Origin of the sequence: uncultured Victivallis sp. (assembly GCA_944389935.1) — a bacterium.
GTDB lineage: Bacteria > Verrucomicrobiota > Lentisphaeria > Victivallales > Victivallaceae > Victivallis.
The window spans coordinates 14,836-30,443 of the sequence record CALXOE010000005.1 but is presented as its reverse complement, the minus strand read 5'-3'; the positions used below and the strand labels follow the sequence as shown (position 1 = coordinate 30,443).

Sequence of the window (15,608 nt, the reverse complement as noted above, 5' to 3'; positions counted from 1 at the left end):
GATTCGGAACCCCTTTCTCCTCAGCAGGAGCAGAGTTTTTTCTTGAGTTCCACAAGTTCGGCTTCGGCGCCGGTGAGCAGTTCGTCGATGAGCTCCTGGACGGAAATGACCTCGTCGACGAGTCCGACCGACTGCCCCGCCATCAGCGAGCCGTGATCGACATCTCCCTCGACAGCCGCGCGGCGCAAAGCGCCGATCCAGAACTTCTCGACCTCCTCCTGCGCCTGGGTGCGATGGATCGTCCCCGCTTCAAGTTCCCGCAGCAGACGGAGCTGAAGTTTCCCGAAGAGCTCAGTCCCCTTGTTGCGCAGTGCGCGAACCGCGACGACCGGGAGTTTCTGGTCGTACTGCGGCGTCGAGATCGCATCGCGGGCGTTCGCATTGCGGAACGCCTCCTTGAACGCCGGATGCACAGTCGACTCTTTCGTCATGACGAAACGGGTGCCGAGCTGAACCCCCGCCGCACCCATCGTCAGCAGATGCGCGACCATTTTCCCGGTGCCGATGCCGCCGGCGATGAAGATCGGAACTTGCTCGTGGAATTTGTAAAGCACCTGCTGGATCAGCACCATGCTCGACACGTGGCCGATGTGGCCGCCCGCCTCGCTCCCCTCGAGGATGATTCCGTCCGCTCCGAAGCGGATCATGCGCTCGGCAATCGATACGGTCGAGGCGAAGCAGAGCACCTTGGCACCCGTGGCTTTCGCCGCGGCGATCTCTTTCTCTTTCGGGAAGCTGCCCGCGAAAATGATGTACGGAACCTTGACCCGGCCGAGCATCGCAAGATGATCCTGATAGGCGGGCGCAATGGTGATGAGATTGACCGCAAAATTGTTCGGCGTCAGACTTTTGAGCTCGATGATCTGCTTTTCGAGAATATCGCACGGCGCGTTGCCGCCCGCGAGGCAGCCGAAGCCGCCCGCATTACACACGGCCGAAACCAGTTTCGGCTCGGAAACCCAGGTCATCGCACCGCAGATAATCGGGTACTTCACCCCGAGAAACTCACTCCCGCGACGCATCAACGGAGTCAACATCGACAAATCGTTCATTGGTTACCTACTCTTTTCCCCTGAAATAAAATTCGTTTTTCCCATTCTGCGCCCCGCATTCGGGGCAACCTGTAAATATAGCACTTCTTCGCCCTGATTTCAATCTCCGATCCACCTGGATTCGACCTGTTCCAGAAATCTCTGCGCCTCCGGCGGCAGGGCGGGCGATGGGCGCTGCGCTTCCGTGATCGCTTCGCCGTAGAATTTTTCCGGGGGGGCGAGCCGGATCTCGGTTTCGGCGAGTTCGCGTTCGATTTTTTCCCGGCGCTCGAGTCCGGCACGGATCTCCGCGATCTGCCGTCGGAACTGTTCCGGCAGCGGGGAGGGCTCCTCCTGCGGATCCGGCGGCGTGAGCGGCAGGAGGTAAAGTGTTTCAGTCAGGGCGGCCAGTTCGGCAGCGTAAGCGCGGTTGTTGCCGGCTACGAGCGCGCGAAGCCGTTTCCGCAGGGTGGAACGCAGTTCGGCCGCGTCGGGGCGTCCGGGCAGAAGTTCCGGCAGATCGACGAGTTCAGCCGGAATGGTTCTGCCGGTCGGCCTGCCGTCCGGTCCGAGCTCGGGCAGCTCGAATTTCATGGCCTCCTCGAATGCGGCCGCGGCGAGATGAGCCGGCTGCGGGAAAAATTCGTTGAAAGCGAGTTCCCGGGCGTAACGTTCGAGGGCACGCTGAATGATTTCGTCGGGGGGCAGGGCGGGCTCGGAGCTCCCGCTGCCCGCTTCCGAAACGTCCGGAGACGCCGCGGCCAGAATGAGCCGTCCGAGCGTCGCTTTGAAGTTCTGCTCCTCGATGCTGCCGGGCAGATTCGCGAGCAGGCAGTAGTCGAGCAGAGCGTTGTCCGCGGCACTTGAGAGGGAGGCCCCGCAGTCGAGCAGAACGCAGCTGAGTTCGCAGTACCACCCCATCGCCGGCGGGGCGAGCAGTTCGGGCGTGAGAAGCCGCATCTGCCGGAAATCCGGAAATCTCCCCAGTTCGCAGAGCGCCCGCAGCACTGGAAAGTAGCGGTTCCGGCTCAGGAGCAGTTCACTCTCCCGGGAACTCTGCATCCGGGAGGCGATTCCCGCCGCAACCCAGCCCGGCAGAAAATCCGGAGACAGCGGTTCCGCCGCATTCGGGATCTTCGCGAGCAGCATGATCCCCGTCAAACGGCGCCGGAGTCGGAAATTGCTGCGCCACGTTCCGTCCCGGTCGTTGAACGTGAGATGCCACTCCTGCGGTTTGAACTCCATTTGAAGCTCTCCGGGGGGAGCGTCTCCGGAAACCGTCACGCGGCAGCGGCGCGGCAGCCGTCTGCCGCTGACCCGGAAAAGCGTCGTGATCTGGCGATCGAGCGCGCGCAGCTCCTCGATCGTCGCGAGAGAACCGGAGTCGCTGCGGTCCATGTCGATCTCGACTCCGTCCGCCGTCACGACGGTGGCCGCCCGCAGCGGAAGAGCCGCGGCGAACGCGATTGCGGACAATATCTGCAAAAACTTCAACATATGGATTTGTTTTTTTCCGGGAATGGATGTATTTTCAACTTGATCAATCCGGTTTAAAGAGCAATATAACCGCTGGTGCGGACAAAAACAAATCATGATGAAAAATAATCCGAAAAACAAGATCTATCCCGCAGCCCTGACGATCGCCGGCAGCGACTCGGGCGGCGGAGCCGGAATCCAGGCCGATCTGCGCACGTTCAATGCGTTCGGCGTCTACGGCTGTACGGCGATCACGGCCGTCACGAGCCAGAACCCGAAGCGGGTCACGAGAATCGACGCCCTGCCGGCGGAGGGGGTCGTTTCTCAGATCGACACGGTCCTGGAAGCCGTTGCCATCCGCCACGCCAAGAGCGGCATGCTCTTCTCCGCGGAGATCGTCTCCGCCGTGGCCGATGCCGTGAAGCGGCATCGAATTCCGCTCGTGGTCGATCCGGTCATGGTATCGACGTCCGGAAGCGTGCTGCTGGAGAATTCTGCGATCGAGGCGTTGAAAAGGGAGCTCCTGCCGCTGGCGGAGTGGATCACCCCGAATATCCCGGAGGCGGAGCTGCTGCTCGGCCGCAAACTCCGCAGCGGGCGCGACTATTTCGATGCCGCGCGCGAGTGCCACGAGAGATGGGGAGCGGCAATCCTGCTCAAGAGCGGGCATGCTCCGGCGGGGAAGTTCGCGGATGATGTCGTCTGCCGCGAGGGGCAGCTCTACCGGCTTCGCTCGCGCCGGCTGCCGGAGCACGGCTGTTCTCACGGAACGGGCTGTACGCTTTCCGCGGCTCTGACGGCGGCGCTTGCTCTCGAAATGCCGTGGAAAAATGCGTTGTGTGAAGCGAAAGCGTTCGTGCTCGGCTCGATGGAGGAGTTCGTCGAAATCGGCAAAGGGGTGACGGCGATGTATCCCCCGGTGGAGGACCGCATCGATCAGGTGCGACTCGAAAGGGTGTCGCCGGAGAGATGAGGCATTTTCGGAACACGGTTCTGCCGCTGCTGCTCTTCGGAGTCTTCTTCGGGGGTGCGCTGCTTGACGCCGCGCCGGTCCGGCTGCGTTCAATCTGGGCTGCGGGGCGGCGCAGTGTTCATTTGCTCGATGCGGCGTCGGGACTCGGAGCGACCGTTTCCCGGAGCGCCGCGCAGATCGCGCTTTCGCGCGGAAAAGAGCGGCTGGTTTTTTATCCGGACCGGCGGTATGCCGCGTTCAACAGCGTCCGGGTCAATCTCTGTTATCCGCTGTTGATGCAGAAGACGAATCCGTATCTGGCCAAGGTCGATTATGACAATCTGCTCGTCCCCTTTCTCGGGACGCGGCTTCCCTATAAACACAAGATCGGCAGGATCGTGATCGATCCCGGGCATGGCGGGCGCGACCGGGGAACCGCCGGGCAGCATCTGCAGGAGAAAACGATCACCCTGAATCTCGCGAACCGGGTCGCGAATATTCTGCGCGCCTACGGCTACAAAGTCGAACTCACCCGCACCCGGGATGCGACGCTCTCGCTGGGTGCGCGCAGCGCCTATGCGAACAAACGCGGGGCGGACCTGTTCGTTTCGATCCACGTGAATTCCGCGGCGGACCGCAGCGTGCGCGGCATCGAGACGTTCTGCCTGACGCCGGAGGGGGCCGCCTCGAGCAACAGCGGCAAACCGGTCGCGAGCCGCTATGCGGGCAATGCGAAGAATCCGAACAACTTTCTGCTCGCCTATCACCTGCAGCGCGCGATGCTGCTGCAGACCCGGGCGTCGGATCGCGGTGTCAAGTTTGCCCGGTTCGCGGTGCTGCGCGATATTCGTTGTCCCGGGGCGCTGGTCGAGGTCGGCTTCGTCTCGAACCGCAGCGACGAGGCGAACCTCGGCAGTGCGGCGTATCAGGACAAGCTCGCGCGTGGAATCGCGGCGGGTATTCTGAACTATCACCGGTCTCTGTCGCGGTAGGGATTATTCGAGGCCGCCGCGGAATGTTCTGGGGCTGACTCCGTAGAGCGCGCGGAATCGTTTCGAGAAGTAGTTCGAGTCGTGGAACCCGCAGCGGGCCGCAACTTCCCCGACCGGCAGCCCGGTCCGGCGCAGCAGTTCGGCGGCGCGGCGCAGCCGGACCTCGAGCAGGTATTCGATCGGAGTGGTGCCGGTCGCGGTCCGGAAGAGCCGCAGCAGATTGTTCGGTGACGTGCAGGCCACGGCGGCGAGCCGCTTGAGGGTGAGCGCGGAAGCGTAATCCCGTTCGATCCGGCTGATGACCTCGCCCATCCGCAGCAGCGCTGCCTGATTCGGCGCGCGGGAGCTGCCGCAGCGGCGCGAAACAAATACGATGAGTTCGAGCAGCTGTGCGAAAGCGGCCGCCTCGTAGCCCGGTTCGCGGCGTTCGAGTTCGGCGCGCAGCCGCCGGATTCGCTCCTCCGCGAGTGCGAGTTCCTCCCGGTCGAGCCGCAGCCGGTTCTCTCCGCTGCGGTTGTTCCGCATGGCCGGTTCGAGCTGGAAGATCACGTTGTACCCCGGGATCTGGCGCAGAAAGTCGTCCGGCAGCGCGAGGTGTTCCGGATCGAACTGAACGTTCAGCATGCTAATCCGCCGTCGGTCCGGAAAGCAGTGGCGCGTGTGCCCCTGGATGAGGAACACATCCCCCGCCGAGACCGTACACTCCGTCCCGTCGATGAGCTGTGGACCGCTCCCGGCCGTGATGAGCACGAGTTCCGAGAAGTCGTGCGAATGTTCGCACGCGGTGAGATCGTGCGCATGCTGAGCTTCCGCAGCGGCCCTGACTTCGGAAACCGCGATCGGAAGAGCCGGATTTTCAAAGTAATAGGTGCCGAATGCTTTTGTCGATTTTTCCTGTATCATGGTGATATAATACCTCTTTTTGTTGAAAAATTCAAGGTAACGGCGGCAAAACCGGCTATATTCATGAAGAAAAACCTTTAACGCAGGAGGGTGAAACATGGATTTCAATCAGGGTTGTGTGACCTATCGTTCGATGCCGTTCTGGTGTGTGGGGAGTCCCTTGAGCGATCCGTTCGGCGGCGCGGTGCTCTCCCGGTTCGATTCGCTCGAGATCGCGAAAATCATCGCCTGGGCCGCCCGCGAGGGATACGTCGAGGCGACGAGCTACCACGACGACGACCTCGTCCCCTGGGATCCGGAACATCCGGAAGACGACCTCGATCCGGCCAGTCCCGTCTACCGCAGGCTGCGCGAGATCAAGGCCGTGCTCGACGAAGCGGGCGTGAAAGTCCACGCTTCGATCTGCAGTCTGCACGGGAACCGGCTCTTCCGGGACGGCGGTTTGTGCAATCCCGATCCGGAGATCCGCCGCCTCGCCGCCCTGAAAGTCGAACGCACGCTGCGCATCGGGCAGTTTTTCGGCGCGAAGTATTACATTTACTGGGTCGCGCGTGACGGCTTTGAAGTGCCGGTCGTGACCCGGTGGGAGCAGGTCTACGAGTGGCTCGCCGAGGGACTCAATCATGTGACCGACTACATCCGCGCCAACAACATGACCAGTTACATCGGCGCGACGGTCGAACCCAAGCCCAACGAGCCGCGCGGTCAGATGTTCCTGCCGACCAGCGGCCACGCCGTCGGATTCATCTGCGGGAAACTCAAAGAGCCCGATTTCTGGGGCGTGAATCCGGAACTGCTTCAGCATGAGTCGATGGCGCTTATGAACGCCTGCATGACGGTCGCATATCTGTGCAGCATGAACAAGCTGAAATTTCTCCATTTCGGTTCGCAGATCAAGGCGCAGTTCGATAACGACTTTCCGCCGCTTATCGGGCCGGAGGGACTCAAGGAGACGGTCATGATGTTTCACGCGCTGAACCGGATCGGCTGGCGGGGCGCGGTCGAGTTCGACTGCCACATGCTGCGCGCCGAGGGGAATCCCGCCGACGAGATCGGCTGCCGCAAACAGTTCATCGTCGACAGCGTCACGGCGCTCTCGATGGCGCTCAAGCTCGCGGAACGAATTGAGCTGCCGGGCGCTTATGCCTCACAGTCGGCGGCGGACCTCGCGAGTATCCGTCAGATGTGCGCGCTCGGCGACGTCGATCCGCGGAGGTGAGCCGATGGCGCTCTCGCTCGGGATCGACGTCAGCACGCAGGGGATCAAGGCCGAACTCATCGATCCGGCGGATTCCTCGCGCCGTTTCCCCGGCGTTTCGGTCAATTTCGGAGCCGATCTGCCGCATTACGGAGCACCGGAGGGATTCCGCCCCGATCCGGATCCGCTGATCCGGCAGGCCGACCCGGGCATGTGGCTGGAGGCGCTCGATCTGCTCTTCGCGCGCATGCAGGGCGCCGGGCTGCCGCTCGCCGAGGTCGGAATGATCTCCGGATCCGGTCAGCAGCACGGCTCCGTTTATCTCTCCGGGCGGTTTGCGGCATCGCTTGCGTCGCTCGACCCGGCCGGGACGCTCGCGGAGCAGATCGTTCCCGCATTGTCGCGGCGGTACGCGCCGATCTGGATGGACCGTTCGACTTCGCGCGAATGTCGCGAACTCGACGACCGGTTCGGCGACCGGTTGCGCCTTTCCACCGGATCGCCCGCCATCGAGCGATTTACCGGGCCGCAGATCCGCAAGTTTGCGCGTGAAAATCCCGGTGCGTATCACGGCACTGCGGTGGTTCATCTTGTCAGTTCATTCTGCTGCTCCGTGCTCTGCGGAGTTTCCGCGCCGATCGATTACGGCGACGGTGCCGGGATGAATCTGCTGAATCTCGAAACGCTCGCGTGGGATTCAGAGATCGCCGCGTTCACCGCGCCCGGACTCCTCGGTAAACTTCCCGAGGTCGTGCCCTCGAATACGGTCGCGGGCGGGCTCTCCCCCTATTTTGAGAAGTATGGCCTGAAAGCCGGGACTCCGGTCGCCGTCTGGTCGGGCGACAACCCGAACAGCCTCGTCGGAACCGGCGCCGCCGAGCCCGGGACTGCTGTTGTGAGCCTCGGAACGAGCGACACGTTCTTCGCTTCGATGCGTGACTTCCGCACCGATCCGGAGGGGTATGGAAACGTGTTCGGGAATCCCGCCGGCGGATTCATGAGTCTCATCTGCTTTACGAACGGTTCGCTCGCACGCGAAGCCGTCCGGAAAGCGTGCGGCCTCTCGTATGAGGAATTCGATCGGGTGACACCGGTCCCCGCGGAAGAACGGCTGATGCTTCCCTACTTTTCGCCGGAGTCGACGCCGCTTGTGCTGAAGCCCGGCGTGAAGTACGATTTCGACCCGTCACAGGCGGATGGTCCCGCCCGGGTCCGGGCGCTGCTCGAGTCGCAAACGCTGTCCATGCGCCTGCACAGCGCATGGCAGGGGTTGACTCTCCGCCGCATCCGCGTGACGGGCGGCGCTTCCCGGAGTCCGCTGCTGCGCCGGATCATCGCCGACGTGTTTCAGGCTGAAGTCGAGACGGTGGCTGTCTCGAACTCCGCCGGACTCGGGGCGGCGCTTCGAGCGGCGAATGCCGTTGACGGGGTCGCGTTTCCGGAACTCTTCCGGAGATTCTGCCGTCCTGTCGAGACGCTCCCGGCGGATCCGTCCGCCGCGCCGCGTTACGATCGGATGCTCGCGAAATATCGCAAATTCGAGCGGAGCGTGAAATAATTCCCCTGGACACAACAAATCCCGGAAAGCTGAAGTGAACTTTCCGGGATTTTTCTGTCGCCGGAAGAGAGGTTTCTCCTCTCTCTTCCGGGATGATCTGCGGGATCTCAGAGCTCTTCGCCGACTTCCCAGCGGACGAAGCGCGTGACCTTGCAGTTCGGGCGCAGCTTGCCGAGAGAGGTCTTGTCGTCGCGAACCCAGGGCTGATCCATCAGGCAGACTTCGCTGAAGAACTTGCGGATCTTGCCGGCGAGGATCTTGTCGAGCATCGCGGCCGGCTTGTCCTTGAGTTTCGGATCAGCGGCGGCGGCGATCTCTTTCTCCTTGGCGATGACTTCCGCCGGAACATCCTGCTCGGTGATGTAGCGCGGACGGAACGCGGCGATGTGCAGGCAGATGTCGTTCAGCACGACCGGATCGCTCTCGCCGGAGACTTCGACCAGCACGGAGACGCGCCCGCCGTCATGATGATAGCTGACATAGCGCTCCCCGCCCTCCCATTTGTCGGCGCGGCGGATCTGCATGTTTTCGCCGATCACACCGATATTGTCGGTGAGGGCGCTCTTCTCGGCCTCCCGGACTTCCGCGGAGATGTCGCCGTTGCCCGGCATGGAGAGCATGTCGGCGGCGAACTTCTTGACCATGTCCTGGAACTTGTCGGTCTTGGCCGCGAAGTCGGTCTCGCAGAGCACCTCGATGATCGAGGCTTTCTGCCCGTCGATCGCAGTCAGGACTTTGCCCTGATTCGTGCTGCGCCCGGACTTCTTCTCCGCTTTGGCGGCGCCGGATTTGCGCAGGTTTTCAATCGCGAGCTCCATATCGCCGTCGGCGGCGACGAGCGCTTTTTTGCAATCCATCATGCCGGCCCCGGTCTTTTCCCGGAGGTCCTGAACCATTTTTGCAGTGACAGCAGCCATTATAATGATCTCCCAGTCAATAATTACAGTAAATTACTCAGCCTTGGCTTCGGCGGCTTCGGCCTTGACTTCCGGCTTGGCTTCCTCGCGGCGCGGAGCGCGGCGGCGGGGTTTGACCTCTTTTTCGGCCTTTTCCTCGTCGTCGGCTTTCTCCTGAGCGAGCTTCTTGGCGGCTTCGGCGGCCTCACGCTCCTCGGCGACTTTCTTCTGGTGAATCTCCTTGGCGATCTTCACGGCTTCAGCGAAGAGGCTCGTGATGATCTGGACCGACTTGACCGCGTCGTCGTTCGCAGCGACGGGGTAGTCGACCAGAGACGGGTCGCCGTTCGTGTCGACGATCGCGACGATCGGAATGTTCAGCTTGTTCGCTTCGCGGACCGCATTGAGCTCGTTGCAGACGTCAACAACCACGAGCGCGGCCGGAAGACGCTTCATCCCGACGATGCCGTCGAGGTCGCGATGCAGTTTCTCGGCGCGGCGCGCGAGAACCGCGATCTCTTTCTTCTTCATCCCCTTGGCGGAATCGGATTCGAGAGTCTTGTCGATCTCGCCCATCTTGGAAATGCTCTTGCGAATCGTGACGTTGTTGGTCAGCGTGCCGCCGAGCCAGCGCTCGGAGACGTGGAACATCCCGGTCTCTTCCGCGAGATTCTTGATGATTTCGCGGATCTGCCGCTTCGTTCCGACGAAGAGGATATCTCCGCCGTTCGCGACCACGCGCTGCAGAAAGTTGCAGGCTTCCGCAATCTGGTACATGGTTTTGGTCAGGTCGATGATCGAAATCCCGTTCTTCGCCCCGTAGACGTACTCTTTCATTTTCGGGTTCCAGCGACGGGTCTGGTGACCGAAGTGACACCCGGCTTCCAACAGATCGTTGATCGAGATCTTTGCCATTTTACGGCTCCTTGTTTCTGCGGCGCTTCTTTTGGTTTCAGCAAGACGCCATTGGTTTGATTGTTACACCCCGCGAATTTACGCGGCGATTTTGCTAATATACACGCGAAAAGTCAGATTGCAAGTGTTTTTTTCCAGAATTCAAGCTGTTTGGCGACCTGGTCGAATCCGGTTCCGCCGGTGATGTTGCGTTTCCCGACGCTGGCGACCGGATCGAAGAGGGTCAGAAATTCGGGAGTCGCCTCGGGAATCGTCTCGCGCATTTCATCGAGCGTGACCTCGTTGAGCGCTTTCCCATGTTCGCGGCAGTATTTCACGAACGCGCCGACACGGTGGTGCGCGCTGCGGAACGGCACCCCGAGTTCGACGAGTTTCTCAGCGATATCGGTGGCCATGAGCGCCGGATCGCTCGCCGCGGCGAGCATGTGGTCGGCTTTGAGCTTCATCGTCTCGATCATCGGCGGATAGACTTTCAGAATCATCTTGACCGTGTCGAGCGCATCGAAAATCGCGACCTTGTCCTCCTGCAGATCACGGTTGTAGGTCAGCGGCAGCCCCTTGCACATCGTGAGCAGCGCGGTCAGCGCTCCGTAGACGCGGGCGGTTTTGCCGCGGGTCAGTTCGCAGACGTCCGGATTTTTCTTCTGTGGCATCAGCGACGAGCCCGTGCAGAATGCGTCGTCGAGCTCGATGAAGTCGAACTCCTGGCTGCACCAGAGGATCAAATCCTCCGAGAGGCGGCTCGTGTGCATCGCGAAGATCGCGAGATCCGAAACCAGTTCAATCGCGAAGTCACGGTCCGCTACCGCGTCCATGCTGTTCCGCGTGACCCGGCTGAAATCGAGGGCGCGGCAGACCGCCTCGCGGTCGATCGGCAGCGTGCTGCCCGCAATCGCGCCGGACCCCAGCGGCATGACGTTGATCCGTTTCCGGCACTCCGCAAGCCGTTCGGCGTCGCGGTCGAGCATCTCGACATACGCGAGCAGATGGTGCGCGAACAATACGACCTGCGCGTGCTGCAGATGGGTGAAGCCCGGCATGATCGTGCGCGGATTCGCATCGGCCTGCGCGACGAGCGCGCGCTGAAAATGGCGGATCCCCTCGATGAGTTTGTCAACTTCATCGCGCAGATAGAGCCGGATGTCCAGTGCGACCTGGTCGTTGCGGCTGCGCGCGGAGTGGACGCGGGCACCCTCCGCGCCGAGGGCGTCGATGAGCGCGCTCTCGATGTGCATGTGGATGTCCTCCATCGCGATGTCGTATTTGAAATCCCCGGCGTCGATCCGTTTCTCGATCTTGTCGAGTTCCGTGCGGATCGCTTCCGCGGTCGCTTCCGGGATGATCTTCTGCGCCGCCAGCATCGTGACGTGTGCCTTGCTTCCCATGATGTCGAAATGATAAAGCCGCTGATCGAATGAGATCGATTCCGAATATTGTGTAACTTCGTTCCGCGTTTCGGAACTGAATCTGCCGCCCCAAAGAGCCATTCTTCCGTCCTCCCTCCGCAATTCCGGATCACTGATTCCGCGATAACAATATTTTTATAAAATAGCTGTTCCCGACTGGATTTTCAATCGGAATGCACTATATTATCCAGTATTATGAGTGATATTTGCAATAACCGGCCGTTGAAGCCCCTCAACGGCAGTATTCTCTGCCCGAATTGCGGTGAGCGTCTGACGCCCGCCGATCTTGAGGTTTATGCGAAGTGCCCGTTCTGCGACTGGAGTTTTCCACGCGACGCGGGTTTTGATGATTTTGTCATCAGTCCCATCGTAAACCGCTGGATGGCGCGGGCTCACAGTCAGTTCCCGCGTGAATGAAGAGCGACTCCGCCCGATCCGCGATTGAAACCCTTATCCGGCAGAGATACGGGAATGCCCGGCTTCTTTCGCCGGAATGCAATCGTGGGGTGGAGACGTGCGTGAATGACAGGAGGGGGCGTGGAACGGAAATCCGAGAGCGGGGAGAGGGTGCGGAGCGGCCCGTGGCTGGATCGCAACGGCTGGGTGCTGTTCGTGATTACGCTGTTGTGCTTTACGCCGTTTGCGTTCTTCAGCGTCGATCTGCACCATGACGGCGTGATGCTCAAGCCTGCCATGGATGTCGCCGCCGGGCGCGTGCTTTTCCGCGACAGTTTCAATCAATATGGCTTTCTCACGACTTTTCTGCAGGCCGCGGTCGTCCGTATCTTCGGCGGCGAACTGCTCGCCATCAAACTGCTGACCGTGGTGTTCTACGGACTCTGTGCCGTGGAACTCGACCGGTTCTGGCGGAGATTCCTCTCCGTGCCGTTCCGCTGGCTCATGATGATTCTCTTCTGGGGAATGGCCCCGCTCTATCTGCTGCCGATGCATCCGTGGTCTTCGGTTTACGCGCTCTATTTCATGCTTCTGACCGGAACGTTCACAGTTCGTTACCTCGACAGCGGCGACCGGAAACTGCTGTTCGGCAGCGGAGTCGCCGCCGGACTCGCGTTCGGCTGCCGTCAACCCTGCGGTTTTGTCCTGGTCATCGCCGCGGTGATGACGCTCGCGCTCGAAGCGTGGGTGCGCCGCACCCCCTGGCGCGGAGTGCTCCGGAAAGGGGCGGTCTGGTGCGCGGGTGCTCTGGTGATTCCGGCGATTCTCGCATTCTATCTGACATTTTGCGGCGCGTGGCCGGATTACCTGCAGCAGTGTTTCGTTGCCGTCGGCCGGTTCGGGTGGGAGCGGGGCGGCGGCGGTGTGTTCGAGTCGATTCTCCTGGCATTCTTCCCGGCGGAGGGGTTCATCGTGTTTCCGCTGTTGTCGCTCGGGCTGTTTTTCTACGCCTGTTCGGCGCTCGTGAGACGAGACGAAGTCCGGCTTTACCTGCCGCTGGCGGCGGCGGTCCTGATCGGTCTGGCATCCTGGCATCAGTTTTTCCCGGTGCCGTGCATCCGGCATCTCTACTGGGGCAGCGTTCCGATGATGGGGGCGGCGGCATATGTCGCCGAACGGATCTGGCGCAGCCGGTGGCGTCGCATTGTGCGTGTCGCGCTTCTGGCCGGAGTGCTGATCCTGCCGGGGCTGGAGATCGGCTACCGGATGTTCGGCGCGGTGATGCGGATCGCCTATCTCTCCGAACGGGAGTGGTCGGATCTCCCCGGTACGCGCGGGATGTTGATGTTTCCGGGAGAGATCAACTATCTCCGGAACATGGCGATCGTTCTGGCGCAGATCCCGGAACCGTTCCGGGAGCGTCCCTGTTTGAATATGACGGAACAGGCGATGTTCTGCCGGCTGCTTCCCGACCAGCCGCCGGTGCATCCGATGTATGTGGACTGGGGGCGCGCAGTTTATCCGGATTATCCGGAGGTCATGATGGAGTTCGTACGGGAGCATCGTCCCGTGATTCTTTCCCGGAAACCTGAACCGTTTCCGGGATACCGGCCGATCGGCGGATTTCCGCTGGTGAAACCGGTTTATTATCTGTCGCTCCCGCCCTTTTAAGGTGCGGCGGAGCAGTGTTCCGCAATGAGGAAGGAAAAGATTGTATGTCAGCAAAAATCATTGATGGAAAAGCGATCGCAGCAGCCGTGAACGAAGAGACCCGCCGCCGGGTCGAGGCTTTGAAAGCCGCGGGAAAAACTCCGGGGCTGGCCGTGGTTCTGGTCGGGGACGATCCCGCTTCTCAGGTTTATGTGAACTCCAAGGCGAAGAAGTGCGCCGAACTCGGAATCTTCTCCGACAAACGGGTGCTCCCGGCCGATACCACAATGGAGGAGCTCCTCGCATTGATCGACGAGTTGAACCACAATCCGGCGATCGACGGCATTCTTGTGCAGTCCCCGCCGCCGCCGCAGATCGACGAAGAGGCGGTGATCGCCGCGATCGATCCGGATAAGGATGTCGACTGTTTCTGTGAGCGCAACGTCGGCAAGCTTCTGATCGGAAAAGAGGACGGATTCCGCCCCTGCACGCCGTGGGGCGTCATGCTGCTGCTGGAGCATTCCGGAATCGACCCGGCCGGAAAGCACGCCGTCGTGATCGGCCGCTCGAACATCGTCGGCAAGCCGATGGCGGCGCTGCTGATGCAGAAAGCGAAAGGGGCGAATGCGACCGTGACGGTCGTTCACTCCGGCACGCCGGACATCGCGAAATATACGCGTGACGCGGATATCCTCATCGCCGCGATCGGAAAACCGGAGTTTGTGCGCAAAGACATGATCAAACCCGGGGCCGTCGTGATCGACGTCGGAATCAACCGCAAGCCGAATCCGGCCGGCGGGAAAGATAAACTCGTCGGGGACGTGAAGTTCGACGAGGCCGTCGAAGTCGCCGGAGCGATCACACCCGTTCCCGGCGGGGTCGGGCCGATGACCATTGCCGTTTTGATGAGCAATGCCGTGACCGCGTGCGAGCGGCGGAAATAACGTTTTTTTTCTGGAGGGGGAGTGCATGAGAGTGTGGGGGAGAGTCGGGGCGACGGGAGTCTTCGCCGCAGTCGCGTTGTTATCCGGATGTCGCGAAAAGGCCGCGCCGCCGCCACCGGAACCTCCGGTGGTGAAAGTCGTCCCGGCGACGACAGGATACATGTTTGAATCCTCCGTGGCGATCGCTTCGATCAAAGCGTTTGAAGAGGTCAATCTGGTTGCCCGCGTCGAGGGATTCCTCGTCAAGCGGCTGTTTGAAGAGGGGCAGCCGGTGAAGAAAGGGCAGCTGCTCTACGAGATCGAGCCCGAGGTCTATGCCGCGAAAGTCAAGGCCGCCGAGGCGGAACTCGCGAAAGCGCGCGCAACCCGGGCAAACGCGAACATTGAATACGAACGCCAGAAAACACTCAACACTCAGGATGCGACCAGCAAGCGCGCATTCGATTTCGCCGTCGCGAACAAACAGGAGGCGGATGCCGCCGTCGAGGGCGCCGAGGCGAATCTTGCGCTCGCACAGCAGAATCTCGACTACACGAAAATCTACGCGCCGTTCGACGGTCAGATCGGCTTGAACACCTACAGCGTCGGAAATCTCGTCGATCAGCAGTCCGGGACGCTGGCGACGGTGGTGATGGTCGATCCCGTGCGCGTGGAGTTCGTAATCTCCGAATTCAACCTCATCAAACTTTTGAAGCTCCGGAGAGACACGGAAGTTCCGGAGGTTCGTGTCCGGCTCTATCTGCAGGACGGTTCCGAATACGCCCTGCCGGGGAAAATCGCTTTCTGGGGCAACCGGGTCAATACGAGTACCGGGACGTTCCGGCTGCAGGCGCTCTTCCCGAATCCGAAGCGCGAGCTTATGTCCGGGATGTTCGTGCGCGTGAGCATCGGGCCGGCGAAACCGACGAAAGCACTGATCGTGCCGCTGGTCGCATTGATGTCCGATCAGGCCGGAGATTACGTCTATGTCGTGGAGGCCGACGACAGAGTGAAGCGGCACAATGTGACGGCCGGTTACCGCAGCGAAGAGTTCTTCATCGCCGAGTCCGGCCTCAAGGCGGGCGACCGGATCATCGTCGAAGGCGTCCAGAAAGTTCGGCCCGGTTCTCCGGCGTCGCCGCAGGTGGATGAGAAGCTGCTCGCCCGGATTCCGCAGACTCCGGCGGCCGCGGAGAAACTCGACACTCCCGAGGCGGTCCGGCAGGATGATCCCTCCATTCTCGGCGACACGCTCGCCCCGGTCGGCGAGGAGATCGAGGGGGAAGTGCCCGTCGTTCCGGTCGGAAAGTGA

14 protein-coding genes are annotated in these 15,608 nt (G+C 61.4%); 8 read left to right on the top strand and 6 right to left on the bottom strand.

The window, feature by feature from the left end; translation table 11 throughout:
* Positions 1-20: 20 nt before the first annotated feature.
* Both Q0J85_RS02795 and Q0J85_RS02790 read right to left on the bottom strand, forming a co-directional pair.
* Positions 21-1,052: a nitronate monooxygenase family protein gene (locus Q0J85_RS02795; RefSeq protein ID WP_294478070.1), complete on the bottom strand. Its 1,032-nt coding sequence runs from the start codon at positions 1,050-1,052 to the stop codon at positions 21-23.
* 99 nt (positions 1,053-1,151) lie between these two features.
* Positions 1,152-2,528 carry a hypothetical protein gene (locus Q0J85_RS02790; RefSeq protein WP_294478068.1) on the bottom strand — a complete coding sequence of 459 codons (1,377 nt, stop codon included), beginning with the start codon at positions 2,526-2,528 and terminating at the stop codon, positions 1,152-1,154.
* Positions 2,529-2,622: 94 nt separating this feature from the next.
* Between Q0J85_RS02790 and thiD the strand changes: the two genes are divergently transcribed.
* Both thiD and Q0J85_RS02780 read left to right on the top strand, forming a co-directional pair.
* The gene (thiD, locus tag Q0J85_RS02785) at positions 2,623-3,480 is read left to right on the top strand and encodes a bifunctional hydroxymethylpyrimidine kinase/phosphomethylpyrimidine kinase (RefSeq protein WP_294478066.1); all 858 of its coding nucleotides are present in this window, start codon (positions 2,623-2,625) and stop codon (positions 3,478-3,480) included.
* The gene (locus Q0J85_RS02780) at positions 3,477-4,451 is read left to right on the top strand and encodes an N-acetylmuramoyl-L-alanine amidase (protein ID WP_294478064.1); all 975 of its coding nucleotides are present in this window, start codon (positions 3,477-3,479) and stop codon (positions 4,449-4,451) included. Before thiD ends, Q0J85_RS02780 begins: the two co-directional genes overlap by 4 nt.
* 3 nt (positions 4,452-4,454) lie before the next feature.
* Here the strand turns inward: Q0J85_RS02780 and Q0J85_RS02775 are convergent, their stop codons facing one another.
* A complete protein-coding gene (locus Q0J85_RS02775) occupies positions 4,455-5,354 on the bottom strand; it encodes an AraC family transcriptional regulator (protein ID WP_294478063.1) in 900 nt (299 codons plus the stop codon).
* Between the two features lie 97 nt (positions 5,355-5,451).
* Between Q0J85_RS02775 and Q0J85_RS02770 the strand changes: the two genes are divergently transcribed.
* Together Q0J85_RS02770 and Q0J85_RS02765 are read left to right on the top strand one after the other, a co-directional pair.
* On the top strand, positions 5,452-6,573 hold the full coding sequence (locus Q0J85_RS02770; RefSeq protein ID WP_294478061.1) for a TIM barrel protein: 1,122 nt from the start codon (positions 5,452-5,454) through the stop codon (positions 6,571-6,573).
* A gap of 4 nt (positions 6,574-6,577) precedes the next feature.
* The gene (locus Q0J85_RS02765) at positions 6,578-8,110 is read left to right on the top strand and encodes a xylulokinase (protein WP_294478058.1); all 1,533 of its coding nucleotides are present in this window, start codon (positions 6,578-6,580) and stop codon (positions 8,108-8,110) included.
* A gap of 107 nt (positions 8,111-8,217) precedes the next feature.
* On the opposite strand, the gene tsf is transcribed toward Q0J85_RS02765, so the two are convergent.
* The 3 genes from tsf to argH all read right to left on the bottom strand — a co-directional run bounded on the left by tsf (position 8,218) and on the right by argH (position 11,408).
* Entirely contained in the window at positions 8,218-9,027 is an 810-nt protein-coding gene (tsf, locus tag Q0J85_RS02760; protein WP_294478056.1) for a translation elongation factor Ts, read from the bottom strand.
* A 33-nt stretch (positions 9,028-9,060) separates the two neighbouring features.
* Positions 9,061-9,921 carry a 30S ribosomal protein S2 gene (rpsB, locus tag Q0J85_RS02755; RefSeq protein WP_294478054.1) on the bottom strand — a complete coding sequence of 287 codons (861 nt, stop codon included), beginning with the start codon at positions 9,919-9,921 and terminating at the stop codon, positions 9,061-9,063.
* 113 nt (positions 9,922-10,034) lie between these two features.
* Positions 10,035-11,408, bottom strand: a complete 1,374-nt coding sequence (gene argH / locus Q0J85_RS02750; RefSeq protein ID WP_294478053.1) for an argininosuccinate lyase — start codon at positions 11,406-11,408, stop codon at positions 10,035-10,037.
* A 141-nt stretch (positions 11,409-11,549) separates the two neighbouring features.
* Between argH and Q0J85_RS02745 the strand changes: the two genes are divergently transcribed.
* The 4 genes from Q0J85_RS02745 (at position 11,550) to Q0J85_RS02730 (ending at position 15,608) form a co-directional block, all read left to right on the top strand.
* Positions 11,550-11,744, top strand: a complete 195-nt coding sequence (locus Q0J85_RS02745; protein WP_294478051.1) for a hypothetical protein — start codon at positions 11,550-11,552, stop codon at positions 11,742-11,744.
* 120 nt (positions 11,745-11,864) lie between these two features.
* Positions 11,865-13,394: a hypothetical protein gene (locus Q0J85_RS02740; RefSeq protein ID WP_294478049.1), complete on the top strand. Its 1,530-nt coding sequence runs from the start codon at positions 11,865-11,867 to the stop codon at positions 13,392-13,394.
* Positions 13,395-13,438: 44 nt separating this feature from the next.
* Entirely contained in the window at positions 13,439-14,317 is an 879-nt protein-coding gene (gene folD / locus Q0J85_RS02735) for a bifunctional methylenetetrahydrofolate dehydrogenase/methenyltetrahydrofolate cyclohydrolase FolD (RefSeq protein ID WP_294478047.1), read from the top strand.
* 25 nt (positions 14,318-14,342) lie between these two features.
* Positions 14,343-15,608 (top strand): efflux RND transporter periplasmic adaptor subunit, encoded by a 1,266-nt coding sequence (locus tag Q0J85_RS02730; RefSeq protein WP_294478046.1) that lies wholly within the window; start codon positions 14,343-14,345, stop codon positions 15,606-15,608.